The sequence below is a fragment of the Leptolyngbya sp. GB1-A1 genome (assembly GCF_039962475.1).
Lineage (GTDB): Bacteria > Cyanobacteriota > Cyanobacteriia > Elainellales > Elainellaceae > Leptolyngbya_A.
In genome coordinates this window covers 86,243-113,227 of sequence record NZ_JAMPLI010000006.1, presented here as the reverse complement: position 1 = coordinate 113,227, position 26,985 = coordinate 86,243, and the positions used below count along the sequence as shown (strand labels likewise).

At 49.6% G+C, this 26,985-nt stretch carries 24 protein-coding genes and 2 pseudogenes; 13 read left to right on the top strand and 13 right to left on the bottom strand.

Features of this window, described 5'->3' with window-relative positions; all coding sequences use genetic code 11:
• Positions 1 to 42 precede the first annotated feature (42 nt).
• Positions 43 to 2,094 carry an elongation factor G gene (locus NDI45_RS08850; protein WP_348247087.1) on the top strand — a complete coding sequence of 684 codons (2,052 nt, stop codon included), beginning with the start codon at positions 43 to 45 and terminating at the stop codon, positions 2,092 to 2,094.
• Positions 2,095 to 2,353: 259 nt separating this feature from the next.
• On the opposite strand, the gene NDI45_RS08845 is transcribed toward NDI45_RS08850, so the two are convergent.
• The 3 genes from NDI45_RS08845 to NDI45_RS08835 form a co-directional block, all read right to left on the bottom strand.
• On the bottom strand, positions 2,354 to 3,658 hold the full coding sequence (locus NDI45_RS08845) for a glycosyltransferase (RefSeq protein ID WP_190790059.1): 1,305 nt from the start codon (positions 3,656 to 3,658) through the stop codon (positions 2,354 to 2,356).
• A gap of 56 nt (positions 3,659 to 3,714) precedes the next feature.
• On the bottom strand, positions 3,715 to 4,953 hold the full coding sequence (locus NDI45_RS08840) for an aminotransferase class I/II-fold pyridoxal phosphate-dependent enzyme (RefSeq protein ID WP_348247086.1): 1,239 nt from the start codon (positions 4,951 to 4,953) through the stop codon (positions 3,715 to 3,717).
• Between the two features lie 827 nt (positions 4,954 to 5,780).
• Entirely contained in the window at positions 5,781 to 6,017 is a 237-nt protein-coding gene (locus NDI45_RS08835; RefSeq protein WP_190792855.1) for a hypothetical protein, read from the bottom strand.
• Between the two features lie 622 nt (positions 6,018 to 6,639).
• Between NDI45_RS08835 and NDI45_RS08830 the strand changes: the two genes are divergently transcribed.
• The 4 genes from NDI45_RS08830 to NDI45_RS08815 all read left to right on the top strand — a co-directional run bounded on the left by NDI45_RS08830 (position 6,640) and on the right by NDI45_RS08815 (position 11,676).
• Positions 6,640 to 8,223 carry an anthranilate synthase component I family protein gene (locus tag NDI45_RS08830; RefSeq protein ID WP_348247085.1) on the top strand — a complete coding sequence of 528 codons (1,584 nt, stop codon included), beginning with the start codon at positions 6,640 to 6,642 and terminating at the stop codon, positions 8,221 to 8,223.
• A gap of 118 nt (positions 8,224 to 8,341) precedes the next feature.
• Positions 8,342 to 8,797 (top strand): GNAT family N-acetyltransferase, encoded by a 456-nt coding sequence (locus tag NDI45_RS08825; RefSeq protein ID WP_348247084.1) that lies wholly within the window; start codon positions 8,342 to 8,344, stop codon positions 8,795 to 8,797.
• A gap of 656 nt (positions 8,798 to 9,453) precedes the next feature.
• Entirely contained in the window at positions 9,454 to 10,110 is a 657-nt protein-coding gene (locus tag NDI45_RS08820) for a Crp/Fnr family transcriptional regulator (RefSeq protein WP_190792852.1), read from the top strand.
• 102 nt (positions 10,111 to 10,212) lie between these two features.
• Positions 10,213 to 11,676, top strand: a complete 1,464-nt coding sequence (locus NDI45_RS08815; protein ID WP_348247083.1) for a glycoside hydrolase family 13 protein — start codon at positions 10,213 to 10,215, stop codon at positions 11,674 to 11,676.
• A gap of 44 nt (positions 11,677 to 11,720) precedes the next feature.
• Here the strand turns inward: NDI45_RS08815 and NDI45_RS08810 are convergent, their stop codons facing one another.
• From NDI45_RS08810 to NDI45_RS08800, 3 genes are all read right to left on the bottom strand, one after another.
• On the bottom strand, positions 11,721 to 12,317 hold the full coding sequence (locus NDI45_RS08810) for a pentapeptide repeat-containing protein (protein ID WP_348247082.1): 597 nt from the start codon (positions 12,315 to 12,317) through the stop codon (positions 11,721 to 11,723).
• A gap of 75 nt (positions 12,318 to 12,392) precedes the next feature.
• Complete coding sequence (locus NDI45_RS08805) at positions 12,393 to 13,061, bottom strand: AAA family ATPase (RefSeq protein ID WP_348247081.1); 669 nt, start codon at positions 13,059 to 13,061, stop codon at positions 12,393 to 12,395.
• A 390-nt stretch (positions 13,062 to 13,451) separates the two neighbouring features.
• A complete protein-coding gene (locus NDI45_RS08800) occupies positions 13,452 to 13,730 on the bottom strand; it encodes an HU family DNA-binding protein (protein ID WP_190792848.1) in 279 nt (92 codons plus the stop codon).
• Between the two features lie 180 nt (positions 13,731 to 13,910).
• Here NDI45_RS08800 and NDI45_RS08795 point away from each other — a divergent pair, with 180 nt between their 5' ends.
• From NDI45_RS08795 to NDI45_RS08780, 4 genes are all read left to right on the top strand, one after another.
• The gene (locus tag NDI45_RS08795; RefSeq protein WP_348247080.1) at positions 13,911 to 14,909 is read left to right on the top strand and encodes a glutathione S-transferase family protein; all 999 of its coding nucleotides are present in this window, start codon (positions 13,911 to 13,913) and stop codon (positions 14,907 to 14,909) included.
• Between the two features lie 143 nt (positions 14,910 to 15,052).
• The gene (recQ, locus tag NDI45_RS08790; protein ID WP_348247079.1) at positions 15,053 to 16,915 is read left to right on the top strand and encodes a DNA helicase RecQ; all 1,863 of its coding nucleotides are present in this window, start codon (positions 15,053 to 15,055) and stop codon (positions 16,913 to 16,915) included.
• A 603-nt stretch (positions 16,916 to 17,518) separates the two neighbouring features.
• Entirely contained in the window at positions 17,519 to 18,541 is a 1,023-nt protein-coding gene (locus tag NDI45_RS08785) for a CBASS cGAMP-activated phospholipase (RefSeq protein ID WP_348247078.1), read from the top strand.
• Positions 18,542 to 18,545: 4 nt separating this feature from the next.
• Positions 18,546 to 19,802: a CBASS cGAMP synthase gene (locus tag NDI45_RS08780; RefSeq protein ID WP_348247077.1), complete on the top strand. Its 1,257-nt coding sequence runs from the start codon at positions 18,546 to 18,548 to the stop codon at positions 19,800 to 19,802.
• A 267-nt stretch (positions 19,803 to 20,069) separates the two neighbouring features.
• On the opposite strand, the pseudogene NDI45_RS08775 reads toward NDI45_RS08780, so the two are convergent.
• Positions 20,070 to 20,401 (bottom strand): annotated as a pseudogene (locus tag NDI45_RS08775) (DUF5615 family PIN-like protein).
• Positions 20,398 to 20,628, bottom strand: a pseudogene (locus NDI45_RS08770) (DUF433 domain-containing protein). Before NDI45_RS08770 ends, NDI45_RS08775 begins: the two co-directional pseudogenes overlap by 4 nt.
• 320 nt (positions 20,629 to 20,948) lie before the next feature.
• On the opposite strand from NDI45_RS08770, the gene NDI45_RS08765 reads away from it, so the two are divergent.
• The 3 genes from NDI45_RS08765 (at position 20,949) to psb29 (ending at position 23,439) form a co-directional block, all read left to right on the top strand.
• The gene (locus tag NDI45_RS08765; protein WP_348247076.1) at positions 20,949 to 21,515 is read left to right on the top strand and encodes a shikimate kinase; all 567 of its coding nucleotides are present in this window, start codon (positions 20,949 to 20,951) and stop codon (positions 21,513 to 21,515) included.
• A 175-nt stretch (positions 21,516 to 21,690) separates the two neighbouring features.
• Positions 21,691 to 22,584 carry an acetylglutamate kinase gene (gene argB, locus NDI45_RS08760; protein ID WP_190790202.1) on the top strand — a complete coding sequence of 298 codons (894 nt, stop codon included), beginning with the start codon at positions 21,691 to 21,693 and terminating at the stop codon, positions 22,582 to 22,584.
• Between the two features lie 144 nt (positions 22,585 to 22,728).
• Entirely contained in the window at positions 22,729 to 23,439 is a 711-nt protein-coding gene (psb29, locus tag NDI45_RS08755; protein WP_348247075.1) for a photosystem II biogenesis protein Psp29, read from the top strand.
• Here psb29 and NDI45_RS08750 read toward each other — a convergent pair.
• Positions 23,424 to 23,687 carry a gas vesicle protein GvpG gene (locus NDI45_RS08750; RefSeq protein WP_190790200.1) on the bottom strand — a complete coding sequence of 88 codons (264 nt, stop codon included), beginning with the start codon at positions 23,685 to 23,687 and terminating at the stop codon, positions 23,424 to 23,426. The two genes, psb29 and NDI45_RS08750, sit on opposite strands and share 16 nt — an antisense overlap.
• Before the next feature lie 21 nt (positions 23,688 to 23,708).
• Positions 23,709 to 24,443, bottom strand: a complete 735-nt coding sequence (locus NDI45_RS08745) for a GvpL/GvpF family gas vesicle protein (protein ID WP_348247074.1) — start codon at positions 24,441 to 24,443, stop codon at positions 23,709 to 23,711.
• A gap of 27 nt (positions 24,444 to 24,470) precedes the next feature.
• On the opposite strand from NDI45_RS08745, the gene NDI45_RS08740 reads away from it, so the two are divergent.
• Entirely contained in the window at positions 24,471 to 24,596 is a 126-nt protein-coding gene (locus NDI45_RS08740) for a hypothetical protein (RefSeq protein ID WP_348247073.1), read from the top strand.
• A gap of 77 nt (positions 24,597 to 24,673) precedes the next feature.
• Here NDI45_RS08740 and NDI45_RS08735 read toward each other — a convergent pair whose 3' ends face one another.
• The 3 genes from NDI45_RS08735 to gvpN all read right to left on the bottom strand — a co-directional run bounded on the left by NDI45_RS08735 (position 24,674) and on the right by gvpN (position 26,905).
• The gene (locus NDI45_RS08735) at positions 24,674 to 25,162 is read right to left on the bottom strand and encodes a gas vesicle protein K (protein ID WP_348247072.1); all 489 of its coding nucleotides are present in this window, start codon (positions 25,160 to 25,162) and stop codon (positions 24,674 to 24,676) included.
• 121 nt (positions 25,163 to 25,283) lie between these two features.
• On the bottom strand, positions 25,284 to 25,655 hold the full coding sequence (locus NDI45_RS08730) for a gas vesicle protein (RefSeq protein ID WP_348247071.1): 372 nt from the start codon (positions 25,653 to 25,655) through the stop codon (positions 25,284 to 25,286).
• Positions 25,652 to 26,905 (bottom strand): gas vesicle protein GvpN, encoded by a 1,254-nt coding sequence (gvpN, locus tag NDI45_RS08725; protein ID WP_348247151.1) that lies wholly within the window; start codon positions 26,903 to 26,905, stop codon positions 25,652 to 25,654. The genes NDI45_RS08730 and gvpN overlap by 4 nt, the downstream gene beginning before the upstream one ends.
• Positions 26,906 to 26,985: the final 80 nt, after the last annotated feature.

Sequence of the window (26,985 nt, the reverse complement as noted above, 5' to 3'; positions counted from 1 at the left end):
CCCTTTTGCCGTTCATTCCGAATTGAAAAAAGGATGAATATCATGAGCGAAAAAGTTTTATCTGGCTCACGAAACGTGGCGATCGTGGGACCGTATCTTAGCGGTAAAACCTCTCTGCTGGAAAGCCTTTTGTGGGTGACAGGCGCAACGTCGCGTAAAGGCAGGATTGCAGATAAAAATACCGTTGGAGATGCTTCTCAAGAAGCCCGCGATCGCCAGATGTCTGTTGAAACCAATGCTGCCAGCACAGAATATGGCGGCATTTCTTTTACGTTTATTGATTGCCCCGGTTCGGTTGAATTCGCTCAGGAAACCTACGATGCCCTAATTGGAGTTGATGCGGCGATCGTAGTGTGTGAACCAGACTGCAATCGCGTTTTAACACTGGCTCCGCTGTTTCAATTTCTAGACGATTGGGAAATTCCTCACCTGGTTTTTGTCAACAAAATGGATCGCGCCCATGCGAGTTTTGCTGACATTTTGCAGGCACTCAAATCCGTTTCAAGCCGTCCACTGGTTCCGCATCAATACCCCATCGGACAGGGAGAAACGATCACTGGATTTATCGATTTAATCACCGAGCAAGCATACCAATATCATCCCGGTGCACCGGCTGACCCGATTCCGCTGCCGGAAGACTTGAGAGAACAAGAACACGCGGCTCGCGCTGAAATGCTGGAAACGCTGGCAGACTTTGACGATCACCTGCTGGAAGAACTGCTCGAAGACATCGAACCCCCGCAGGAAGAGATCCTCAAGGATCTGAAGATGGAGCTAGGCGCAGATTTGATCGTGCCCGTGCTGGTAGGCATTGCCGAACAGGATTTTGGTGTGCGTCCTTTGCTGGAAACCCTGCTGCGCGAAGCCCCTGAACCCGATACCGCAGCAGAACGGCGCGGCTTGCAGCTCAACGCGAAAAACCCGATCGCCCAGGTACTCAAAACCTACTGCACCGCTCAGGGCGGCAAACTCTCGCTCGTCCGAGTTTGGCAGGGCAAGATTACAGACGGCATCGCTCTCAACGGGGTGCGCGTAGGCGGCATTTATCGCCTCACCGGACAGCAGCAGCAAACGCTACAGGAAGCTCCCGCCGGATCGATCGTCGCTCTGGGACGCATGGAAGGCATCAAGACCGGAGACACCCTGAGCACTGATGCCAGCGTCAAGCCCCTCCCCATTGCCGATCGCCTCGAACCCGTTTATGCCCTGGCAATTGTCTCTGAAAAACGCAGCGACGAAGTGAAGCTCAGTTCTGCCCTGACGAAATTGCTGGAAGAAGATCGATCACTCCACTGGGAACAGCACGGCGATACCCATGAAGTAATTTTGTGGGGACAGGGCGAAATTCACCTTCAGGTCGCGCTCGATCGCCTGCGTCGGAAATACGGTCTGCCCATGACCACCCACCTGCCCCAGGTTCCCTACAAGGAAACGATTCGCAAAGTCGCAAATAATATCCACGGACGTTACAAACGACAATCGGGCGGACATGGGCAATTTGGCGATGTTTATATCGATATCAAGCCACTTCCACGCGGCACAGGCTTTAACTTCGATGAAAAGATCGTGGGCGGTGTGGTTCCGCGTCAATACATTCCGGGCGTTGAGATGGGCGTGCGCGAATTCCTCAGCCACGGTCCGCTAGGTTTCCCGGTGGTGGATGTGGCAGTCACGCTGATCAATGGCTCCTATCACGCGGTAGACAGTTCCGAGCAAGCCTTTAAGCAAGCCGCACGTCTGGCAATGCAGGAAGGCATGATGAAATGTGAACCAAGCCTGCTGGAGCCAATCCTTGCCGTCAGGATTTCGGTTCCCAATACCTTTACGGCAAACGTGCTGCGGCTGATCAACGGTCGGCGCGGCCAAGTTCTGGGCTACGAAGCGAAACCCAACTGGAACGGCTGGGACGAAGTGCAGGCGCACATTCCCCAGGCAGAAATGCAAAACCTGATCGTGGAACTGCGATCGCTTACCATGGGCATTGGCTCATTCCGCTGGCAGTTTGACCACTTGCAGGAAGTTCCCGAAAAAGTGGCTGAGCGGCTCGTTTCTAAATCGGGAAATGGCTCAGGCAATAGTAATGGTCATGGTTAGGAGATCTCTCCTGTCTTCGTAACGTTGAATGGGGCGAATCTCGGTTCGCCCTTTTTTGCATTACGGTGCAGGAAGAAATCGGGGCTGAGGATTTGCTCAGATGGATAATGGATATCAGATGGGTAGAGGTCAAGCAGTAAGGAACACTTCCCCCTCAGAAGTAATCGACCTGATGCGTTATTCTCTGCCGTTGATGCGTTACGCCGCGCGAATACGTCCTACGCTGTCTGCGGGTTCTGCGATTTGGCAATGCCTGCTTTTAGACTACGGTTGAAAGGGGTGACTCTTCCCAGAAATCTGGTTTTACTTGGCGGCGTCCCAGTACCCACTCGTAGATTTCGATCGTTTTTCTTGCCTTCACATCCCAGGAGTAGTGGGCACAGGTAAAACGGCGAGCGGCAATTCCCATTCCGATTACTCGCTCTGGATCTTGAACCAATTTCTCTAGTTCCTGAGTAAAGCTCTGAGTAATTTGGCTTAGATCGCCTAACGGAACTTTTACGCCACAGCCTGCCTGCACTCGTTTTGCAGGACCACCGTAATCCACTACCACACAGGTCATGCCTGACATCGCTGCTAAAGTCAGCACGCCTCCACCCTGCTCACGAATCGAGGGAAAAGCAAAAATGTCAGACTGGCGCATTAGCTCTCCGACCTGTGCCTGAGAAATGGTTCCGGTAAACTCAACGCATTCGGATAAATTCGCTTGTTCGACCATTTGTTGCAGCCGAGGGAGTTCGGGTCCATCTCCCACAATCACAAGCTTGTGCTGTTGCAAAATCGGGCTAGCCACAAAACTGCGAACCACGACTTCCGGTAGCTTAAAGGGAACCAGCCTGCCGACAAACAGAATCGTCATGCGATCGTTTTTTTGCCGGGTCGGAAGCGGAAAGGCTTCTGGGTCAACCCCTCCTTCGGGAAAATTAAAAGTTCTGGCTTTTGCATTATCCGGGACTTGCGCAACCGTATGGTCGTAGGCGGCTAGAATCGCTGCGGCATTAGCATAGGTCGATCGATAAAAAGGAAGCCAGCGATGCGCTTGACGCACATAGTTCATCCATTCTTTTTCCCGGTGCATCTCTTCTTTGAACTGAGTGGGCCAGGGCAAGCCGCCGTTCAAAGGCCCAATCACAAACGGAACTGAGATCCATTGGGCGATCGGGCTGGGAATCGTCGGAGACATAGGACTGAGACGATGAACTAGATCAAACTGTCCATGATTGAGTTCATCCCGAAATCTTTGCCAAACTGCCCATTCAAAAGCCAGGTAGCTGGGATAGCTGAAGGCAACCTTCAAGGTCATCGCCGTATTGGGATTGCCACTCAGAAACGATGCCAGTTTGTAGAGGGGGGCAGCAAGCCGCTCAGTGTCGATATAGACCACTTCTGCTTTGCCCATTCCCACCTTCTCAATGTTGGGCTGATTTCGGATCTGAGTCACCATGACGACATCCGCGTATTCTGCCAGAGAACACGCATAGGTGTAGGCTAAGGCGGGTAAAGAGTGCCATTCAGGATTGCAATCATCAGCGAGCAGCAAAACTCGTAATCGGTTGGAGTGCATTGGAGTTTTGGAGATGAATGTTGACTGGAGGAAACGCGGCGGAAACAGGAAAACGGTTAAGGGTTGAGCAGTTTTCCTGACATCAGCCTTTGGATTCTCTGGCTTTCGTAAACCGCTAAGCGAATAATTTGGCAGATCTGGTCGATGTCGTGAAATTTCATTGCGGTTCCAGTGGGTAAGGAAAAGACCTTTTGGGTTAATTTCTCAGTTTTGGGCAGCAGCAGTCCGGCATTGGGGAAGTAGGAACGATAGGGTTCCATTTGATGACATCCCGGATAGAAATAGCGACGAGCCAGCACGTTTTCGGCGTGTAGAATTTGCACGATTTGATCACGGCTAATGCCTGCTTCCTGTTCATCCACTTCAACGACAACGTACTGATAGTTGTTCTTTTCAGCACTGTCATAAGCAATAAGTTGAATTCCCGGAAGGTTCTCAAGGTTGACCTTGTACTGCTGATAGTTTTTATAGTTGACCTCGATGAATTCACGGATGCTTTCGAGACCTGTAACGCCCATCGCTGCAGATAGCTCGTTCATCTTGCCATTGGTGCCAATGTAGGTCACGTTGTCGTAACCTGCACCAAACCCAAAATTCTTCATCAGACGAATCTTCTTGGCAAGCTGGTCGTTGTTGGTGACGACTGCACCTCCTTCAAAGGTATTGAGGAACTTAGTGGCATGGAAGCTGAACACTTCGGCTTCACCAAAATTGCCGATCATCGTGCCTTGATATGAACACCCCAGCGCATGGGAAGCATCAAAAGCCAGCTTCAGATCGTGACGCTGAGCGATCTCAGTGAGGGCTTCGATCGGGCAAGGACGCCCCCAAACATGAACCCCCAGGATGCCTGTCGTTCGAGGAGTAATCAGGCGATCGATCTGGTTGGGATCAATGTTGTGGGTTTGTGGATCAACATCACAGAAAACGGGAGTAATCTCCTGCCATTGCAGCGCATGGGGTGTCGCAACAAAAGTGAAAGAGGGCACAATGACCTCGCCTTTGAGCTCCAGTGCGCGGATCATGATTTCTAATGCGACTGTACCGTTGCACGTTGCAATACAGTGCTTTGCCCCTGTAAACGCTGCAAGTTGCTGCTCAAACTCCTGCACATATTGACCGTTGTTTGACAGCCATTTGCGATCGAGAATGTCGTTAATTCGAGTCATCAATCGATCGCGACTGCCAATATTGGGACGACCGACATGCAGCTTTTCTTTGAAGGTTGGAGAACCCCCGAAAATTGCTAGATCACGGACTTGCAATTCAGAAGAAGTTTGTAGATTAATAACCATTATTTTCCTTCAACCAATAGTTTATGAAACGAATAGAGAACTATCAGGGAAAGGCAACTTTAGAACTGCGTCACATCATTCTGGACACAATTCTCACTGGACACAATTCTTAAAGAGTGGAGACTATATCAAGCAGGAAGAACAGAGAGAACAAAACTGTGGCGATTCTCAAAGAGTGGAGGCTATATCAAGCAGGAAGAACAGAGAGAACAAAACTGTGGCGGATCGAACTGCAATAGATACTGGTTTCAACGCCATAAGCGATATCCGAAGCTTCAGGAAGATGTGCCAAGGCAATATCCGTGAAAGCTCCAATGATGCTTAGAGAGCATCAAAACTTCATTGCTAAAGAGATTAATTAAGGAAAAATGCTCTGATAAAACTGCACTCGGCGTAGCAAACGCTACGATTTTTTCCCATAAGCAAAGAGTACCAGTTCCGCAAATTCACTGATTTCAGCCTGTCTTAAGTTGATTCAATCTTCATAAACATTCTCATGATGTAAACATGACATAAATTTGTAATGTTTAAATTCGTAATGTTCCAATCTTAAGTATCAAATACAGCCATAGTCTCTCGCCGACCAGGCATTCCCAAAACAATATTCGCCACTGTTGCTTTTCCTGCTAACTCTCCCAGTTGCGATTCAGCTTTTTTGATGCAAAGTATCAACTAGTTTGCAGATTTAATCGATCGCTGAAAGAATTTCATTGGATTACAAGCCGAGCTTTCTCAGACTTGAAAATCGTAAAAAGGCACTGAGTCTTTTTTTAGAACTCAATGCCTCTTTAAACTAATTCAGTGATTAAATTCGGTTATCGATCGCCCTACACCGGAATGGCTTGAGGAGTTGCCAGTGCCAGGATGTGGTAGCAGGAGGGGGTGTCGTTGCCGAGCAGGTCAGCAATGCGGGAACGGATTTTGACGTGGAGGTCTTGAACAGAGTCGGTAAAGTCGTGCTGGATGTTGAGAACAGCTGTCTGCTTTTGGAACTCTTTACCGTAGTACGCCACGAAGTAGGTGTAGCGATTTTCATTCGGTGCGTTGAGAACGAAATCCTTCATTGAGTGATGTCTCCTGGTGAAGCTGGTGTTTTTTGTAATGGAGAACAAGAGAGGAAATTTGTTGAGCAGTCAAAGCAACGATTTCTGAGGAGTACTGCAATCGCAGTGAGGCAGTGAGATGGAGCGAGTAAACTCTGTTGAGAACTTGCTTTGAACTCTGAAGCTATCTCTCTCATAGGCTACAGGATAAGACCTGCTATTTCCGGCAAAATGTTTCTCAAAATGCTGCTTGCTTAGTTAAGAATCAACTGCTTACTGCAACACATGACAGTAAAGAATATGCCCTTAACCCAACCAGCTTAAACTCTCCTTAAAGCTATTTTTACCTTGGCAGTTTGTGTTGCTACGAGTCTTACCCTATTCTTAGCCTAATCGACTTAGGCTAATCTATCCATGGGTTGAGGCGGAAGATAGAAACCTACTTTAAGATCTCTTGATCCTGCCCTCTGATAGTGTAAACGAATTTAACAGGTTGTGGCAGTGATCTTGCTCTGATTATTAATATTCCCTGATGTTTAAATGATCTTTCATCCTACGATCGGGTGAAACAACGGAGTGAACCAGGAATAGGCAACAGGAATGATAGACTATAAGGCACTTTCGTCGATTCACGGATAGGGGCATGACGTTTCCAGATTTTGAGCAATTCGCTGCGCTGGCTCAGCAGGGCAACTTTGTTCCTGTGTATCAGGAATGGGTCGCCGATCTGGATACTCCGGTTTCTGCCTGGTACAAAGTCTGCGCCGGACAACCCTACAGCTTTTTACTAGAGTCGGTAGAGGGGGGCGATCGCATCGGGCGATATAGCTTGCTGGGCTGTGATCCGCTCTGGATTCTGGAGGCAAGGGGCAATCAAACGACCCAAACTTACCGGGATGGGTCAATCCGCGATTTTAAGGGCGACCCCTTTGCTGCTCTGTCTTCCTGTCTGGAACCTTACCAGCCGGTGACGCTGCCGCAGTTGCCGCCGGGAATTGGGGGGCTATTTGGCTTTTGGGGCTATGAGCTGATTCACTGGATCGAGCCGCGTGTTCCGGTGTATCCGCCTCAGGAAGGTGATTTGCCAGACGGACTCTGGATGCAGATCGACCATTTGCTGATTTTTGATCAGGTGCAGCGCAAGATCTGGGCGATCGCCTATGCAGATCTGCGTGATCCTCAAACAGATCTGAAACAGGCCTATCAAAAGGCGTGCGATCGAGTGTCTCAACTTGTGGAAAAGCTTCAGTTGCCCCTGAGTAAGCGGGATACGATTTTGCAGTGGACTTCGCCCCAGGCAAGATCTGCCCCTGGTGGAGCGGCATCCAATCAGGCTCCGCTCGACTACAGCAGTAATTTCACTAAGGAGCAGTTCTGTAACAGCGTTGAGCAGGCAAAGAACCACATTCGCGCGGGCGATATTTTTCAGGTCGTGATTTCTCAGCGGTTGTCTGCTCACTACGTAGGCGATCCGTTTTCGCTGTATCGATCGCTGCGTTTGATTAATCCTTCGCCCTACATGGCCTATTTCCATTTCCAGGACTGGCAGATTATCGGTTCCAGCCCAGAAGTGATGGTGAAGGCAGAGCGGGATTCGTCGATTGCTTCCACCACTGATCCCACCAACGGGACGGCGGCAATGGTGGCAACTGTTCGCCCGATCGCCGGAACTCGACCCAGAGGCAAAACCACGGCAGAAGATACTGCTCTAGCAGACGATTTGCTGCAAGACCCGAAGGAAATTGCGGAACACGTCATGCTGGTGGATCTGGGACGGAATGATCTGGGGCGAGTGTGTGCCAGCGGCACGGTGAGCGTGGATGAACTGATGCTGATCGAACGCTATTCCCACGTGATGCACATCGTTAGCAATGTCCTGGGCAGGCTCGCTCCTGGCAAGACCGCATGGGAACTACTCAAAGCCTGTTTCCCCGCAGGAACGGTGAGTGGTGCGCCCAAAATTCGCGCAATGGAAATTATTCACGATCTGGAACCCTGTCGCCGGAGCGTGTATTCCGGTGCATACGGCTACTATGACTTCGAGGGGCAGCTCAATACAGCGATCGCGATTCGTACAATGGTGGTTCGCAGTCAGCCAGAAGGTGGGCATCGGGTGACGGTGCAGGCAGGTGCAGGAATGGTCGCAGATTCAGAGCCAGAAAAAGAATACGAGGAGACGCTAAACAAAGCGCGGGGAATGCTAGAGGCAATTCGCTGTCTTCGGTAGGTTTATTCTAGGTTTTTCATAGACAGTCTGCGATCGGCTCACCAAACGTCGCTCCAAACGCAGAATTTTGTCAGTCCCTTCTTTAGCAGAACCTTCAAAAAAGCAGGAAATTAGGCAGTTGGAAATTCGTGAAGATGACCTGACTGGGAAAGCGATCGCTGACTTGCTACGGGAACATCTCGAAAATATGTATGAGATTACGCCGCCTGAAAGCGTTCATGCACTGGATTTAGAAGCATTGCGATCGCCCGACATTACCTTCTGGGCAGCCTGGGAGGGCAATGAACTGCTGGGGTGCGGGGCACTGAAAGAGCTAGATCCAAGGAGCGGTGAAATTAAATCAATGCGAACTGCCAACATTCATCGTCGCAAAGGGGTCGCCTCTAAAATTCTGGAACACATTATCCAGGAAGCTAAACGGCGTGGCTACGATCGCCTGAATCTAGAAACGGGGTCTTTTCCTGAGTTTGCTCCAGCCCGAGCCTTGTACACCCGATACGGGTTTGAGTACCGAGGCCCCTTCGCTGATTACATCGATGACCCCAACAACGTGTTTATGACGAAAAAGCTCTAGGATTCGTTTCTCAGGATTCACTCCTCAAAATTGGCGTACTTGCTGAATATCTTGCAATGATGCCTGTGTTTAGAATGAGCGTAGGTTCACACCACAAAGTTTATAGCGCAGCAGCTTTTGCGAAAACATAGGCTGAGCGAGGTTGTGATGTCAGATCATGCGATCGCAACAAGGCTGAAAGGATTCCGATGGACAAGTTTCTCAGCAGCTTCATTAAGGTCGAAAAATCCCTCCAGATTTTTGCTCTGCTCAGCGTAATGCTCCTTCTAGGGCATTTGGGATTCGTGAACGATCACGGCAATCAAGCCCCTTCTCCAGGTATGTCACCCACAATACAAAAGTAGGCAAGGCAGGCAGGACATTCCCCTTAACAAACGATGCTGAGTTTAAGCCTGTTTCACTCCGGTATTGCTCCTGTGATAGCTGCAATACATCCAGATTGATCTAATTCTGATTTAATAAGGCTACAAAGCGAAAAATTGCGCTGCAAACAAGCCGCAGAACTCAGGGTCGTTTGACTTGTGAGTTGTTCGGTTGCGACCCGGCAAAAGCTTAACCTTTTCTCAATCTAAATATAGTGAACTGCTAATCTGGGGATTACCTCCTCTTGAGGCTGTCCCTCTAGGCTTGTGCTTAGATGTTACGCCGTAACTACTATGTTTCAAGCCTCCACCGCCCTCGAAATTACGCCTCTGCCCGATTTGCGCCAGCTTCTCGAAGAGGTTTACCGGGGGCGCAGCTTACAGCCCTACCGCAGCGGACAGCCCATTCGGATGCAGCCCGATGAAATCCTGGTGGTTTGTCGGGGCGTAGTGCAGCTTGGAACCCTTTATGACACGGGCGAAGAAGCACTGCTGGGGCTGGCTTGTCCGTCGATGCCTTTTGGCTTGCCTTTAGCCATCATTCGTCCCTATCAAGCCGCTGCCCTGACTGATGTCGATATCATGCGCCTGCGCTGGTCTGAGGTTGAGCAGTCTCCTGCTCTGGCACAGGGTATCTTTCGCCATCTGGCGCGACGATTGCAGCAAACAGAAGCGATTCTCTCGATGGTAGGCTATCGGCGAGTTGAGGAGCGGCTGCGGCATCTGTTGATTTTGCTGAAGCAGGAAGTGGGGCAACCCGTCCCGGAAGGAACACGGCTCACGGTGCGATTAACCCATCAGCAGCTTGCAAATGCGATCGGCACAACGCGAGTGACGGTCACCCGGCTTCTTAGTCAACTACAAGAAGAAGGTTGGCTCATTGTGGACAGTAACCGCCATATTATTCTCCCGGAACACGTAGTCGTAGTGCCTGGCTCGATTCCCTCATAGGGAGGAACTGCTTCGCGTCATCCTTTTTATCTACAAAAAGGCTGTAGTCAGGCAGCGGAAATGCCGCTAGCTTAGGCAAAAAAGGCGGACGGAGCAGCAAGAATGGACGGCAAACCCCCTGTGAAGACTCCCGACTGGGTGAAGCACGCAATTTTTTATCAGATTTTCCCCGATCGCTTTGCGCGAGGAGCCAGACCCGACAATCCCGATCTGGTTGATATTCAGTTTGAGGGATGGGAGTCGCCGCCGTCGCTGCAAGGCTATAAGGGTGGTAATCTGTGGGGGGTGACAAACCAGCTTGACTATCTACAAGGGCTGGGAGTGACGGCAATTTACTTCACGCCGATCTTCCAATCCGCCAGTAATCACCGCTATCACACCCACGATTACTATCAGGTCGATCCAATTTTGGGCGGCAATCCGGCTTTTTTTCAAATGCTGGAGGCGGCTCACAATCGTGGCATTAAAGTGGTGCTGGACGGGGTGTTTAACCATGCCAGTCGCGGCTTTTTCTTCTTTCACGACATCCTGGAAAACGGACCCCATTCGCCCTGGCTGAACTGGTTCAAAATTCAGGGCTGGCCCCTGTCGCCCTATAACGGAGAGCATTCGGCAAACTACGTGGGCTGGGCGGGCAATCGGGCGTTGCCAGAGTTTAATCACGCCAATCCGCAGGTGCGCGAATACATTATGGAAATTGGCGAATACTGGGTGCGATCGGGCATCGACGGCTGGCGGCTAGATGTGCCCTTTTGCATTCAAGAACCGGGCTTTTGGCAGGAGTTTCGCGATCGCATCAAAGCAATCAATCCTGAAGCCTACATTGTGGGCGAAGTCTGGGGGGATTCGCGGCAGTGGCTCGACGGCACGCAGTTTGACGGTGTGATGAACTACCTGTTTACCGGACCGACGATCGCGTTTGTCGCAGGAGATCGCGTTTTGCCCGAAATGGCAAAAGACCGGGACTATGAACCCTTCCCGGCGATCGACGCGGCTCAGTATGCGGCAAAAATGCAGCGATTGCTGAAGCTTTATCCGTGGGAAATTCAGCTCGCGCAGCTTAATCTGCTGGCAAGTCACGATACGGCGAGGCTGCTCAGCATGGCAAGCGGCGACGAAGACAGCGTACAACTGGCAACTCTACTGCTCATGACCTTTCCCGGTGCGCCCAGCATCTACTACGGTGACGAAGTGGGGCTACCGGGCGGACTCGACCCCGATTCGCGGCGCGGCTTTCCGCTGGAGGCAAACTGGAACCTGGCTCTGCTCACCTGCCATCGTCAGCTCATCGCCCTGCGTCATGCTCACCCTGCCCTTCGTACAGGAAACTATCAAATTCTAGGCGCAGAAGGAATGACCTATGCCTTTGCCCGCATTGGCAGCGGCGAAGTGCTGATCGTGGCGGTGAATACAGGAACTTCCCCTGAAAAGCTCAGCCTGGAGGGAATTGGCAGCCAGTTATCTCGCCATCCTGCCGAACTGCTGTATGGATTAGGCGAAGCGCACTGGGTAGGCGAAACGCTGACGCTGGAGCTACCCGGGCGATCGGGAGTTGTTTTGGGCTGATATTGGGCTTAGCAACCTGAACTGCCCCCTCATTCCCCCACCGCTTATCGGAAAATTGCGCCCTCAAAGTGAACATCTTCAAGGATGACATTGCTCAAATTCACCTGGGTGAGGTCAGCGTTTTCCAGATATGCGCCGCTCAGGTCGGCTCCGTTCAGGTTCGCGTTCACCAGGCTGGCTCCCCGCAGATTGGCATTGCGTAAACTTGCGCCCTGCAAATTGCAGTAGTTTAGATTGGCATTTTGTAAGTCGGCTTCGTCTAGAATGACGCTCAACAGAATCGCTCGCTCCAGGTTGACCTTTGCCAAAACAGCGTTCTGCATCTTTGCAGACATCAGGCAGGCACCTTGCAGCAGGGCATTGGTCAGGTCGGCATATTCTAGATTGACCTCCGTCAAGTCTGCCTCATTCAGGTTGGCATCGCGCAGGATGGCTTGCGAGATTTGAGCCTTAATCAGGGATGCCCTGCTGAGATCCGCCTCCTGCAGATCGGTAAACTGGAGATTCGCGCGGCAGAGATTGGCTTTGCTCAAGCAGAGTCCCGCCAATGTAAGGTCTGAGAGATCCACCCCCGCCAGGTTTGCCGAGTGAGGAATTGCCACCAGTGCCAGAATGAGCTGCTGTCGGGTCAGGTCTGCCATCGGTTTATTGTGAGACAGCTTTTAGAATTATTGTGAGACAGCTTTTAGAACAGCTTGCAGAACTTATAGAACAGCTTATTTAGGAGTCACCGCATTTTTAGACGATCGCGGCAACAGCGTCATCATTTCGCGAAACAGGCGATCGAACTCTTCGGCAGCTTCAACCGAGGCTTTACCCAGCAGTTCCCAAACCGTTGCTGCCTGACCAAAGGTATCGGCAACCGTTTGTCGCTGATGAATCACCGTGTTCAGAATCGGAACCCCGATATTGTTCAAAACTGCCATTGCTTCATCTTTAAGCCGGGTTCCTTTGACTGCCCGCGACACAAAGACCGCCGCCTGGGGCAACTCGTTTCGCACTGCCTGTGCTTGACGAATTAGCTCGATCGCATCCGAAGCCGATCGTAAATCAACGCCTGTTGGCTGACAGGGAATCACCGCCAAATCCGCCGTCAAGACAATGCTCCTGGTCGCATTCGACAATCCGGCAGGACCATCCACGACAATGTAATCATAGCGATCGGCATACTCAGGAATTCGCGCCAGCAGCTCATCGGCGGTTTGAATCACCTGAAACGGAATCGGATCTTCCAACGTTTCCAACCAGATCGAACTCGATCGCTGTGCGTCTGCATCAATCAGCATCACTTTACGCTGCTGGTGAAAGAGCCAGTAGGCAAAATGAACTGAGGTGGTGGATTTTGCACAGCCCCCTTTCTGATTCACAAATGCAACAACTGACATACCGTTTCCAGCCTCGTATTGAACTGTTAAAACGTTAAGCAATCCTCACTGTACTGCATTCCGGGCTGTATTCCAGTGACGAAACCTGATTCCAGGGGTGGGGCGATCGGTTTAACCCAAGCAAGGGTCGAGGCAAAGCCGTTGCTCCGAGAGCGTGTTCGACAGCGTCATATTCTTACAAAGTAATCCAGTCAACAACTGAGAAACGTTCGCGATACCGTCGTCATACGTCTGTCACACTCAGGGCTTACATTAATTCTCGTGATGCTAACTCATCTGCTTGTGGCAGAAGTTTAACCTCCAGTTTTGGAGGTTTTTTATTGGCTGATTAGCCCAGGCAAGGCAAAAAGCGTGAGCTTAAAATCACCCACGCTCAGCACGAATCCGCGTTTATTCGCCTCCCAGCTTGTCGCGAAACAATTTTCCGGCAGAAAACACAGGCACAGTCGTCTCTGGAATGGTCATGGCTTCGCCCGTTTTGGGATTGCGTCCTTCTCTTGCCTGACGCTTCCGCGCTTCAAAAGAACCAAACCCGACTAGCGTAACTTTCTCCTCTTCGGAAACCGCTTCCATGATTACTTCCAAAACCGCAGACAGAATTGCATCTGCTTGCTTTTTAGTAACATCCGCTTTCTCTGCAACTTTATCCACTAATTCGCCTTTATTCATGATTTTTCAAACCCCAAATACTTTGCCGGAATTCTATCACAGGCATTTCAAAGCGGCAGATGGTTTAAGCGGTTTTATGCAAAAAAATCTTCCAATTAGTAGATTTATCTTAAAAGATTGGGAGCGGCTACTGGCGAACGTTTTAAGGTAGAAGAAATAAGCGATCGGGAGAAAGCCAAGATGGGACTGGGAATGTTGATTGATGGCAAATGGGTTTCAGAGCGCGAGCAAGAAGATAAAAAGGGACGGTTCATGCGCCCAGATACGACTTTTCGCGATCGAATCACCGCAGACGGATCGAGCGGCTTTAAAGCCGAGTCAGGACGCTATCACCTCTACGTTTCCCTAGCTTGCCCCTGGGCACAGCGAACGCTGATCGTCCGCGAACTGAAGGGATTAACGAACGCGATCTCCGTGTCGATCGTCAATCCTGTGATGGGCGAAAATAGCTGGGAATTTACCGACGCGCCCGGCGTGATTCCTGATTCGATCAATCATGCCCGCTATCTTTGGGAAGTGTATACCAAAGTCGATTCCCACTACACCGGACGAGTCACCGTTCCTGTGCTCTGGGATAAGCAGACGGGCACGATCGTCAACAATGAATCTCGCGATATCATTCGGATGCTCGACACCGAATTTAACGAAGTCACCAATAGCCCGATCGATCTCTATCCAGCAGATCTGCATACTGAAATTGATGAGACGATCGACGCGATCTATCAACCCATCAACAATGGCGTCTATCGCTCGGGATTCGCCACCACCCAGGAAGCCTACGACGAAGCCGTCACTGAACTGTTTGACGCGCTGAACTATTACGAAGACCTGCTCGGTCGCCAGCGTTACCTCTGCGGTAATCGCCTCACAGAGGCAGATGTCTGTCTGTTCACGACCCTGCTGCGCTTTGATCCGGTTTACTATGTGCATTTCAAGTGCAACCTGCGCCGCATTGTAGACTACCCCAATCTCTGGGGCTATGTGCGCGACATCTACCAGCATCCCGGCGTGAAAGAAACCTGCAACCTCGACCACATCAAGCAGCACTACTATCGCAGCCACCCCAAGGTCAATCCCAGCGGCATCGTTCCAAAAGGACCAATTATTGACTTTGAAACTCCCCACGATCGCGATCGTCAATTTGATGCGCTTGCGGTCGGCTTTGGCTCCCTGGGTTAAAACACGGCTCCCCCGCCCACCCTCCTATCTTATTTCCCTCTTCACCCATTTACTCTCTCTCCCCATCCCCCAAACCTCGTATTGGCAGAATTCGCCAAACCCCCTAAACTAGGGGGAATCCGTTTAGTACATCTGCTCCTAGCATGACGGCTGCGCTCTCCCCGACTCCGGCTGAATTCTCTTCCTTGGAACAGGCACTCAAGCATTTCTTTGGCTACGATCGCTTCCGTCCGGGACAGCGGGACGTGATCGAGGCGGTGCTGGAAGGGCAGGATTTGCTAGTCGTAATGCCGACGGGCGGCGGTAAATCGCTTTGTTTTCAACTTCCGGCTCTGCTCAAACAAGGGGTGACGATCGTGGTTTCGCCCCTGATTGCGCTGATGCAGGATCAGGTGCAGTCCCTCTGCGATAACGGGATCGGCGCAACGTTTCTCAACAGCACCGTCAGTCCCCTCGAAGTCCGATCGCGGGCAGCCCAAATTTTGCGGGGCGAAACGAAACTGCTTTATGTGGCTCCCGAACGATTGCTGAGCGAACAGTTTCTTCTCTTTCTTGATCAAATTCACAGCACGATCGGCATTGCTGGATTTGCAATCGACGAAGCTCACTGCGTCTCCGAGTGGGGACATGACTTTCGCCCGGAGTATCGTCAGCTTGTTTCAGTGCGATCGCAGTTTCCCGAAGTTTCCATGCTGGCACTGACGGCAACGGCAACCGAGCGCGTCCGGCAAGATATTATCGAGCAGCTTGATTTGCGGCAGCCGATCGTCCATATTGCCAGCTTTAATCGGCAAAACCTGAGCTACGAGATTCGCTCCAAGCAGAAAAACGCCTACGCCGAACTATTGCAGCTCGTGCGCCAAAATTCTGGGTCGGGCATTATCTACTGCCTCAGCCGCAAAAAAGTAGACGAACTCACCTATCGCCTTCAGCAGGACGGCATTGCTGCCCTTGCCTATCACGCCGGGATGCCGGACACCGATCGCGCTACGAATCAAACCCGCTTCATCCGGGACGATGTGCGAATTATGGTCGCGACGATCGCCTTTGGCATGGGCATTAATAAGCCGGATGTGCGGTTTGTGATTCACTATGATCTGCCCCGCAATCTGGAAGGCTATTACCAGGAATCGGGACGCGCCGGACGAGATGGAGAACCTGCCCACTGCATTCTTTTCTTTAGCTACGGCGACTTAAAGACGATCGATTATTTGATCGACCAGAAGCCTGACCCCAACGAGCAGCAAATCGCCCGTCAGCAGCTTCGTCAGGTGGTGGACTATGCCGAAGGAACCGACTGCCGCCGCCGCATTCAGCTCAGCTATTTTGGCGAACGCTTTGAAGGAAATTGCCGCAACTGCGATAACTGCCTTCAGCCCAAACCGCTCGAAGACTGGACGATCGAGGCGCAAAAGTTTCTCTCCTGCGTGGCGCGATGCCAGGAAAGATTCGGCATGACCTATATTATTGATGTGCTACGCGGCTCCAAAGATAAGCGCATTTTGCAAAACCAGCACGACCAGCTTTCCACCTACGGCATTGGCAAAAACCGCAGCACAGACGCCTGGAGAATACTCGGACGATCGCTCCTGCATCAGGGCTTAGTGAGTGAAACCAGCGACGGCTACTCTGTTCTTAAGCTCAACCCGCAAAGCTGGGAAGTCCTTCGCAAGCAGCGATCGGTTTTTGTGGCGATTCCTAAGCGAACTGACGAAGGCGATCGTCCCGACTCACCAAAACGTCTCAAAGCAGAGCAGCTCTTTGAACACCTGCGTGCCCTCCGCAAACAGATCGCCGACGAGCAAGCCGTTCCGCCCTATGTGGTCTTCCCCGATTCCAGCCTGCGCCTGATGGCACAATCCCAGCCCCAATCCCTCACCGACTTCGCCCAAATCTCCGGCGTGGGAACCCATAAACTTACCCATTACGGACCCCGCTTTGTGAAAGCGATCGAAGATTTTTGCCAGCAGTACGATTCTGTTCAATCCGCACCCGCAGATGATTAAGCACTCAATGCCTGGGTTCGAGCCACGATAGCAACCCGTGCCTGAATTGCCCGATCGCTGAGAAACTGCTCAATTTCTGCTGTTCCCATTTCGATCGAGTGACGTATGTTGTGAAATAGGATATTACCGTCGAATCCAATGAATATAGGTTTCTTCCATGCGATAGGAGTAGTGTTTAACCCGGATCGCGTCACACACCTGATCGAGCAACTTCTTGGGACGCAGTGGTGATTCCATACCCTGACTCTAAGTACCTGTGTCTCAAATACAACTTCAATAATACGGAAGTACTAGTTAAAGAAATTCGGTAGCATAGCTCTGCCCATTAAATTGTTATACTACCCCGATTTATTGTTGGGATTGTAAATGAAAAGTTCTTGTTGACAATTAACATTAGGTTGCCCTGAGCCTCTGATGAGAAGCCTTGGCTAGTTGTTAGTTCTGTATTTTTATAAAATGTGTACAGTTATCTCTACCATTTAACTGCTACACGCATGCTTAAACAGCCGCTAAAATTTCCTTAATATACACATACATAGCCTTCAAGCTAAGTATTCGCACTATTCCTAGAATTTTCTGCTTTAAACAACCCATTGTCTAAACATGGCTCATTCTCCTTCCTCTAATGCTTCCGAATTACAAACATTTAAGGTTCTATCAATAGATGGGGGAGGAATTAAAGGTTTATATGCAGCCAAGATTTTAGAGCATTTTGAGGATAGATTTAACTGTCATATTGCTGATTATTTTGATCTAATTTGTGGCACCTCAACGGGAGGCTTAATTGCTTTAGGTCTGTCTCTTAATATTCCGGTTGGATTAATTAGCAATTTGTACTATAAGCGAGGCAAGCAAATTTTTCCACAGCGAAATAGCTTTCTAAGTTCGCTTCGACAAATTTTCCTCCGAAGCAAGTATGATAACAGCGAATTAAGAAGAGCATTAGAAGAGATGTTTGGGGAGCGTACCCTTGCAGACTCTCGCTGTTTACTATGTATCCCTGCGTTTTCTTTAACTGATGGTAGACCCTTTATTTTTAAGTACGATCATAGTGAAGGTAATCTGTGCAGAGATGGTAAAACGAAATATGTTGATATTGCTCTTGCAACAAGTGCAGCACCTGCATATCTTCCCATCGTTACTGTTGATACTTATGATCGCAAACAATTTATTGATGGTGGAATTTATGCAAATAATCCAACTCTAGTTGGAGTAGTGGAAGCACTTCGGTACTTCGTCGGCAGTGGCAAAAAATTTCAGAAGTTAATGGTGATGTCTATTGGTTCTCTGGAACCAAATCCTGGTAGACGATTCGTTACTAAACATCATCGTTCGGTTATCGACTGGAATAAAGATTTGATTGCTACGTTTTTTGAGGGACAGGCATATCTTACAGGTTACTTTGTAGAAACTCTAGCGCAGCATTGCGATTCTCCATTTGATTATGTGCGTATTCCTGGCGCACCTTTATCTCCAGAACAAGCGCGAATCATTAATATGGATAACACTTCGAGTGAAGCACTAAACTTAATGTCTCAAATGGGGAATGATCAGGCGTATCACTGGGGTAGAAAACCAGAGATTTCCGACTTTTTCAGAGACTATAAGCGATACACAATCAGGTGAAGGCGTGGCAAACTGTCATAAATTATTTCTAGATTTTAACGCTGCTATCGCCTTGGAATCTAATTACAAAAAGACATTACGTAAATCCCGTGATGCTGTTCGCGACAAAATCAGAAAGTATTTTCAAGATAAGCAGAACGGCTTTTCTCCAAAGTTTCATGGACAGGGTTCATTTATGATGAACACTATTATTGAACCACTTGATAGAGAGTTCGACATTGATGATGGTATCTACTTTAAAGTGGAGGTAGAACCACTTCAAAGTATTAGCACTTTTCATCGTTGGATCTGTGAAGCTGTAGATGGGCATACGAAACAAAAACCTATTGATAAACAAACTTGTGTCAGACTTGTTTACGCTAGACAATATCATCTTGATCTTCCCATTTATTACCTTATAGAAGGTCAAACTCCATATTTGGCACATAAAGGACAGGGATGGATTAAAAGTGATCCCAGAGAATTTATTAAATGGTTTAATGGCAAAGTTGATGAAGATGGTCAGCTAAAGCGAATTGTGCGTTATCTAAAGGCATGGAGTGATTACAGAAAAGGTGATTTACCAAGTGGGTTAATCTTCTCGATTTTAGCTGCTAATAATATTGTTTTTGATGAAAGAGATGATGTAGCCTTTTACCAAACTTTAGTCAGTATTAAGAGTCAATTGGCACTAAATTTTGCCTGCTACCGTCCGACAACTCCTATCAATGAAAACTTATTAGAAGATTATAGTAAGACTAAAAAGGATTACTTTTTAGGACAGCTTGGCAGTTTCATTCAATCCGCTGAAAAAGCTTTGAGTGATAAGTCAAGCCAAAAGAATGCTTGTAAAGCTTGGCAATCTCATTTTGGGAAGGATCGATTTCCCTTTGAATCTGAAGAATTCATTGAAGATTATCATCAAGTTAATATTCAATATGGATTGAAAATAGATTGCCTGGTTTCACAAGAAGGATTTAGAACTCATTCACTAATTCAGATGATTTTCAATAAATTGCCTTTGCTTCGGAATAACACCTTGAAATTTTATATTGAAGACTGTAACGTACCAAAGCCATTCCAAGTCAAATGGAAGATTCGTAATGTTGGCAAGGAAGCAATAAGAAGAAATCAAATTCGAGGGCAAATTTTAAACGATGGTGGAAATCATCAAAGAATTGAATCAAGTGATTTTTATGGATCGCATTTTGTGGAATGTTATATCATTAAAGATGATGTTTGTGTAGCACGGTCTAGAATTGATGTGCCAATTTCGGATTAGTATAGCTATTACTAACTGTTAAGTGAAATACTATTTTGTTTTGTCCTGGAATACTCAATCTAGAATCACCTTACTTATATTAACGTGGCGCAGTAGTATAATAATCTTGTTGCGTGCCGCTCGTAAAAAGTTAGTTGAGTCCGAAAAGTTGCTAGCGGCGGGTGAACAGGGTCGTTATGCTTTGATTCGCTAATCTAGCTTTACAGTGTGATTGCCAAGCTTCTAAGGTACGTTGCAATCATAAACTCACCACTTCAATGAAATGAATTAGTGTAGCTCTAAGCAATGAAAAGTAGGCTTCTTCAGAAACTCTTGAATTGCTTCCTGCCTAGACGGATGAGAGCTTCAACTTGATGGGTAGGTACATTTCCACACCTTAGCCAAACTACTTTTGGCGGAGAACCGTACAATAGACTTCTTTCTGCAAAGTTTGCATCTTGGGTCACAATGCAGAAATCGTTTAATTTAGCAAACCCCTAAATCTCTGTATCGGTTTTCTCTGCTAAATCGTAAAACTGGACATGACTGGCATTAGGGAAAACATCACCCAGCCGAGCTACCAATTTTCGGCTCAAACTTTGCTCAAAGAGTAGGTTCAAGCAGCACTCACTGAGGCAACTAAACGATGATCGCGATCAGTTGCAAACTCTAGACAAGCTTTAATGTCTGTTTCTGTGAGTTCTGGGAAGCCATCAATAATTTCAGCAGTAGACATTCCAGCAGCTAGCTAACCAAGAACATCGTAAACTGTGATCCGCATTCGACGAATGCAGGGTCTACCTCCACATTTATCAGGTTCAATGGTAATGATGTCGCGGTAGCTCATAATACCAGAGTTGTTATGTCTACATCTAAGTCTAGAGCAGGATAACACTGCGCTGAGATGGACGGAACCGGGGTCTCGGTGGAGATGCCTAGTTGCTTACCGCCATTGAGCTTGGGCGTTACTCAGAGCTAATTGCCTCGATCGTACACATACTCGCAACGAGCGATCGTCCCATCAATGTTCTATTAAAAATGACATAACTGCGACTTGTGCAAAAAACGCGCTAAGTTTTCCTGTATCCGATGCTTTAGGCTAAGCTGTCACGTTCGATCGCTCCCAACAGTCTATGATCATTGAAGTCCGTTGCTCTCCCCCTTCCCATGACTTCCCTGATCGATCGACTTAAAGGCATCAATCTCTATCTCATCGGCATGATGGGCGCAGGCAAAACCACGATCGGACAGCAGCTTGCCGCTGCCTTGGGCTATCAGTTTTTTGATACTGATTCCGTTGTAGAGCAGGCAACCGGACAATCAGTTTCAGACCTGTTTGCGACTCAGGGAGAACCCGCTTTCCGGCAGCTCGAAACCCAGGTTTTGGCAGAACTTTCCACCTATCGTCGCCTAGTGATTGCTACGGGTGGCGGCATTGTGCTGGAGCGATCGAACTGGAGCTATTTGCAGCACGGCGTGATTATTTGGCTCGATGTCCCGGTTGCGACCCTGTTCGATCGCCTCAAATCAGACACAACTCGCCCCCTGCTCCAAACCGCAGATCTCCTCGCCCGGCTACAAACTATCCTGGAAGCCCGCCAACCTCTCTACCAGCAAGCCGATCTACAGATTTCTATCACGTCCGAAGAATCCCCTCAAGCCATTGCAAACCGCATTCTGATGAACATTCCCTCCGTGCTCAAGCCCGACCAGTCGATCGCCGATCTCAATTAACTAAATTAATCATTCATTCACAAGAAAACACAAAGATTTCTAACCTCCCTCATCCCATCCTCTATCTCATCTCCCCAGCTCCCCTAAACTTATCGATCGCATAACAGAACACCATCCTGCCGACCCCTGCCTGATACACTGCATTAATGCAATTCCTTGAACTCGTTTTTGCTCCATGACGCTCGACCAAGAATACATTCAAAGAGAAGAAGCTACCCGCGTTCGGGTTCTGAGTGAAGCACTGCCCTACATCCAGCAGTTTACCGGGCGCACGATCGTCGTGAAGTATGGCGGCGCAGCGATGAAAGACGGAAGCCTCAAAGAGACGGTGATTCGCGACATTGTCTTTCTATCCTGTGTCGGCTTGCGTCCGGTTGTTGTGCACGGGGGCGGACCCGAAATCAACTCCTGGCTGGATAAGCTTGGGATTGAGCCTCAATTTAAGAATGGGCTGCGCGTTACCGATGCTGCCACAATGGATGTGGTTGAAATGGTGCTGGTCGGGCGGGTCAACAAAGAACTGGTCGCGCTGATTCAGCAGGCAGGTGGTGTGGCAGTCGGGCTATGCGGCAAAGACGGCAACCTGATTCGGGCGCGTCCGCAGGGCGATACGGGCATTGGATTTGTGGGGGAAGTGAATTCGATCGATGTAAAGCTGATCAACTCGCTGGTGCAAAATGGCTATATTCCGATCATTTCCAGCGTGGCAGCCGACGAGAAGGGGCAGGCATACAACATCAATGCGGATACGGTTGCAGGCGAGCTTGCTGCGGCACTGGGAGCTGAAAAGCTGATTTTGATGACGGACACCTCCGGCATTCTCCGAGACTACAAAGATGCCAGTACGCTCATTTCAAAAGTCGATATTCAGGAAGCGCGTCACTTAATTGAGGCGGGCATTGTCTCCGGCGGCATGATTCCCAAAGTGAACTGCTGCGTTCGATCGCTGGCGCAAGGCGTGAAAGCTGCCCACATTATTGACGGTCGTTTGCCTCATGCGCTGCTGCTAGAAATCTTTACGGATGAAGGAACCGGGACAATGATTGTTGCCTCCGATTTTTGCTATTAGCCCTAGACCAAGAACTATCCCGCGCCGAATGCCGCATCCGAAGGACTGCATCTGAAGGACTGCATCTGAATTATCGGGATCAGCGTCAGCCCAGTCTAAAGGGAATATGGGATAATGAGTGAGGTCTATTTCTAGAATTGGCTTGTGAATAACGTCCGCACCGTTTCCGATACTAAAAGAGCGTTTTACACGCTGCATACGCGCCCGATTAACTCAATCTATCGGCGGGTTGTTGATGAGCTGATGGTAGAAATGCACCTGCTGTCGGCGAATACTGATTTCAGCTACGATCCCATTTATGCCCTTGGTGTCGTTACATCGTTCGATCGCTTTATGCAGGGCTATCGTCCTGAAGGCGACAAAGACTCGATTTTTAATGCCCTTTGTCAATCGTTGCAGGATGACCCACAGCGATATCGCCATGATGCGGCTCAGCTTCAGTCAGAAGCGGCTTCGCTGTCGTTTAACGATTTTCTGAACCAGGCAAAAAATATATCCTCTACGGAAGCGGGCGGCATTATAGGTCATTTGAAAGCCGTTGCAGCTAATCCCAAGTTTAAATACAACCGTCCTTTTGCGATCGGTTTATACACGCTGCTGGAAACCATGAACCCGGAACTGGTCAAGGACGAAAAGCAGCGAAATGAACTGCTGCAAACCCTTGCTGAAGCGATGCATTTTTCCACTGATAAGGTGCAAAAAGACCTGGAGCTTTATCGCAGCAATCTGGAGAAAATGGCGCAGGCGCAAATCGTCCTTGCCGACGTCCTCAAAGCCGATCGCAAAAAGAAAGAAGAGCGGGCAAAGGCAAAGGATGCGGTGACAGCCCCCACCGATTCTCAGGAAACGGCCTGATCTGCTTCGTCTTGCTTTGCCTCGTCTTCTAGAGCTTGAATTGCCAGCAGCAGCACTTCTTCCTGAGCTTCAAAGTCTTCTTCGCCGATGTCGCCCATATCAAAGGCAAGCTGAAGCGCGAGTAGTCGCTTGCTCAAATTTTCTTTCTGGTCGAGTTCTGGGCTGGCTTGCTCTAGAATCTTTTCGCCGATCCAGCCGATTCCGGCAATCGGGGCAGTGATCGGAGTCAGCAGTAAGTCAAAAAACATCAGGGAATCCTCCAGGCGCAACTAGCGTAACTGAGCAAAGTTAAACGGAGCGGTAAAGCTGTTGTAGCGGATGCGAAGCCGATTCTCAAACGCTTGATCGAGAACTTCGACCTGTTCGCAAAACTCTGCTTCCTGCTCCCACGGAATCAAATAAGCCGCGTTGTAAATCATGCCTTCCATGAGGGAGTCGTTTTCAACCGTCTCGAGCGCCCGCCCGTTTAGCCTCTGCCGAAACGTTTCAATGATCGCCTGCTTGCGGTCATTCATCGCCCGCTCGATCGCCTGCCCGATTCGCACCACCTCATCCATGCTGAGCGATTTGCCTTCGAGTTGGTCACGCTGGTCACGGAGGATGGCGTTTTCCTGCATGAGTGCTTCCAGTTCGCGAGCGGCATCCCAGACCACCTTGACGCTCACTTCTCGTCGTCCCTCTAGTTTGTGCAAAAGCTGCTTCAATACTTCACCCTTCGGCACAAGCAACTGCTGCTGGACGCGCTCCCAGTCCTGAATAATTAACCCAAACTGAAGCGGCAAAAGGGTCTGATAGCCCTGCTCCATTGCCTGCTCCAGGACTCGCTCATGTCCGAGCAGATTGCGGCGGCTCGCCAGGTAGCGTTCCTGCTGCGCTTCGGAATAAAGAAAGACAAATTCATCGACCACTTGAGCCTGAACGGGCTGCTTGTCTAAGCCTTCCAGACCCAGATCCTTTGGACCGGGGGAAGGAAAGATTCCGTATAAGTAAAGACCGTGTGACATTGGATTTCAATTTAACTAGGATGACGATTGGTGAAGCTCAGCCATTTAGGAGAGCAGCGACGGAGCGAGGAATGTGAATTCAATCAGCGGCAATTTCTGTGGATGGGCATCTCCTCTACTTCCGGTCAGGACACCGACTCCACCATGGATTGAATCTGGGACTTAGCATTCCCTGTTTTCCTTAACCGCTCACGCGATGCAAAATCGCTTTCCCTACGGAATAACTTTCCCTATGGAATAATCGGTCGGGAAGTGAGGACAAGCCGCAGTTTGGCATGAATCAGATTAAGTTGTGCCAGTCCCAAATCCAGATCGCCCTCCAGCACAACTCCGGTATGCAGCAGACGATCGAGGAGTTCCAGAACGGTTGGCTTCGCAGAAGTTTTGCCAGGATAGTAGCCGTTAGCAGGCAGCAGCGTTCCAATTTCTCCTAGATCAACGTTGAGATCTGCCGGGTCGATTTCAAAAATTTCGCAGAGCTGCACGACCTGGGCTTCAAGTTTTTGCAAGCTGTCTGCTGCCCGTTCTAAATCCTGATCGCTGAGGGCTTCGGCTTCCATCCGACGGATGACCTGCGCTTCCATGAGTTGACGGATCAGCTCGATCAGGGTTAGCAGCAGCGGAGCCAATCCTGCATTTGCCGGTTTACTAGGATGAGTAGTCTGACTTTCAGTGCGCTGAACAGCAGCGAGAGAGCAGTCTGTAGGGGAGGGGGGCATGGTAGTGCGATGAGGGGGGCAGGCGGCAGGCACTTTAGGGTTCTCAAAGTTGCCTAAAGTTTCCCAAAGCTGGGGGATTTAAGGGGCGATGCAGGACATCTGCTACCGTTCAGATCACCGCTCAGGATTGTGCAGCTTTGAGCGATCGCAGTTCTTGTTCCAGACTGTCGATTCGTACTTGAAGCTGCTGATTTGCCTCCAGCAAGGAGTGAGATTGGGCACTGAGAAACGAGTTATTTTCCCACCAGTTAATGCCGATCTCTTTTGCCTTATCAATCGATGAAATGAGCAGGCGGATGCGGATGCTCAGCAGTTCTGTCGCACCGACGGAAACAGTAATGTCTCCGGCAATCACAACCCCTTTATCTAAGACCCGCTCCAGCACATCTGCCAAACTGGAGCCGGATGTAGCACTCTGAAACGAGCGATTCGTGGGGGCGATTCCGCCTGAAGAAACGCTGCTGTGTAGCGATCGAGAGTCGGTTAGCGTCATGGCAAATCATCCTCTGACAACTCAGACATCTCCAGCAGCTTGATAAGCGATTCCTGTATCGGATGCGGTGGTGCATTTAGCGCAGGTGCTTCTAGAGCAGATTCTTGCTCCGGCTCTTGATCGATCGGTTCCCCGTGCAGGAATTCCAGCTCCGTGTCTAGAGGCTGAGATTCCAGATCAGTAAAGTCAAGATCAGGAGATTTCAGCGCGGGTGCTTGGATTAGTTCACTCAACGTTTCTAATTCGGTGTCTAGCTCCAGGTCTTCGAGCGACTTCACTGCAGTGACAGGAACCTGTGCCTTTTGCAGTCTTGGAATAACGCGCGCCTGGGGTACAAAGCTTGCCACCTGTTGCTGCATCGCAAAAGCGACAATTTGCTCATTAAACACTTCCCACAAAAGCTGGCTTGCTTCTTCCAGCGGCAGTCCTGTTCGCGATAGCAAAACATCCTCACAGATATCGCGGAAGTCAGGATTTTCCGGGATAACAAGAATACTGTGTTCTTGACAGACCTTTGCCAGAATTAAGCCCGATCGCAGTCCTGAAGACTTCTCGGCTCCGGTTTTCTTGCGGAATGCCTTCACGAGCTGCACAATCAGCGTGGCACTATCGCGGTCAATCTGAGTTTTCTGAACCACAATTTCCTGCTGCGTTAACTCATCTGGCTCCGGCATATTGATCGTGATGAGGCGATCGAGCAGCGCATCCTGTGTCGCATGCACCCCGCAGTATTCCTCAGGATTCGAGGTAAAAATGGCACGAAAATCAGGATGCACCCGAATATAGTCGCTGCGACCGTGCAAGGGCGGCAGCACCAACAGTTTTTCCTCCAGGGCAGACAGCAGCACGTTGTTCACTTCGGGACGAGAGCGATTGAACTCGTCGTACACCAGCGTAAATCCTTCTCGGCAAGCCATCGTCAGCCGTGAATCGACCCAGTTTTGCCGCAGTTCGTCTTCGACCTTGACCACGCTGTGAATAAAGTTATCCACCACCTTTTTGCGCGTGTAACCCGACTGATTGCCGATTAGATCTGAGGTTTTGAACTCGTCATCGCCAAAGACTAGCATCATTGGACGGGCTAGCAGGTCAGCCAGATGCAGGGCGAGGGTAGTCTTTCCGGTTCCGGCAGGTCCGCGCAGATGCACTGAAAAGCCCGACTGAAGATAGCGCAGGGCTCGCATTGCTACGCGCTCTACGGCAGGGGTGCTGACAAAGCGGCGGGGGCTAGCACGAAGGATGGTGGGCACGGGCTTTGTTTCCATTGGCATGCACTTGAATAAATTTTGAAGTGGGGCTTGAATTGGAACTTGAACTTGAATTGGAACTT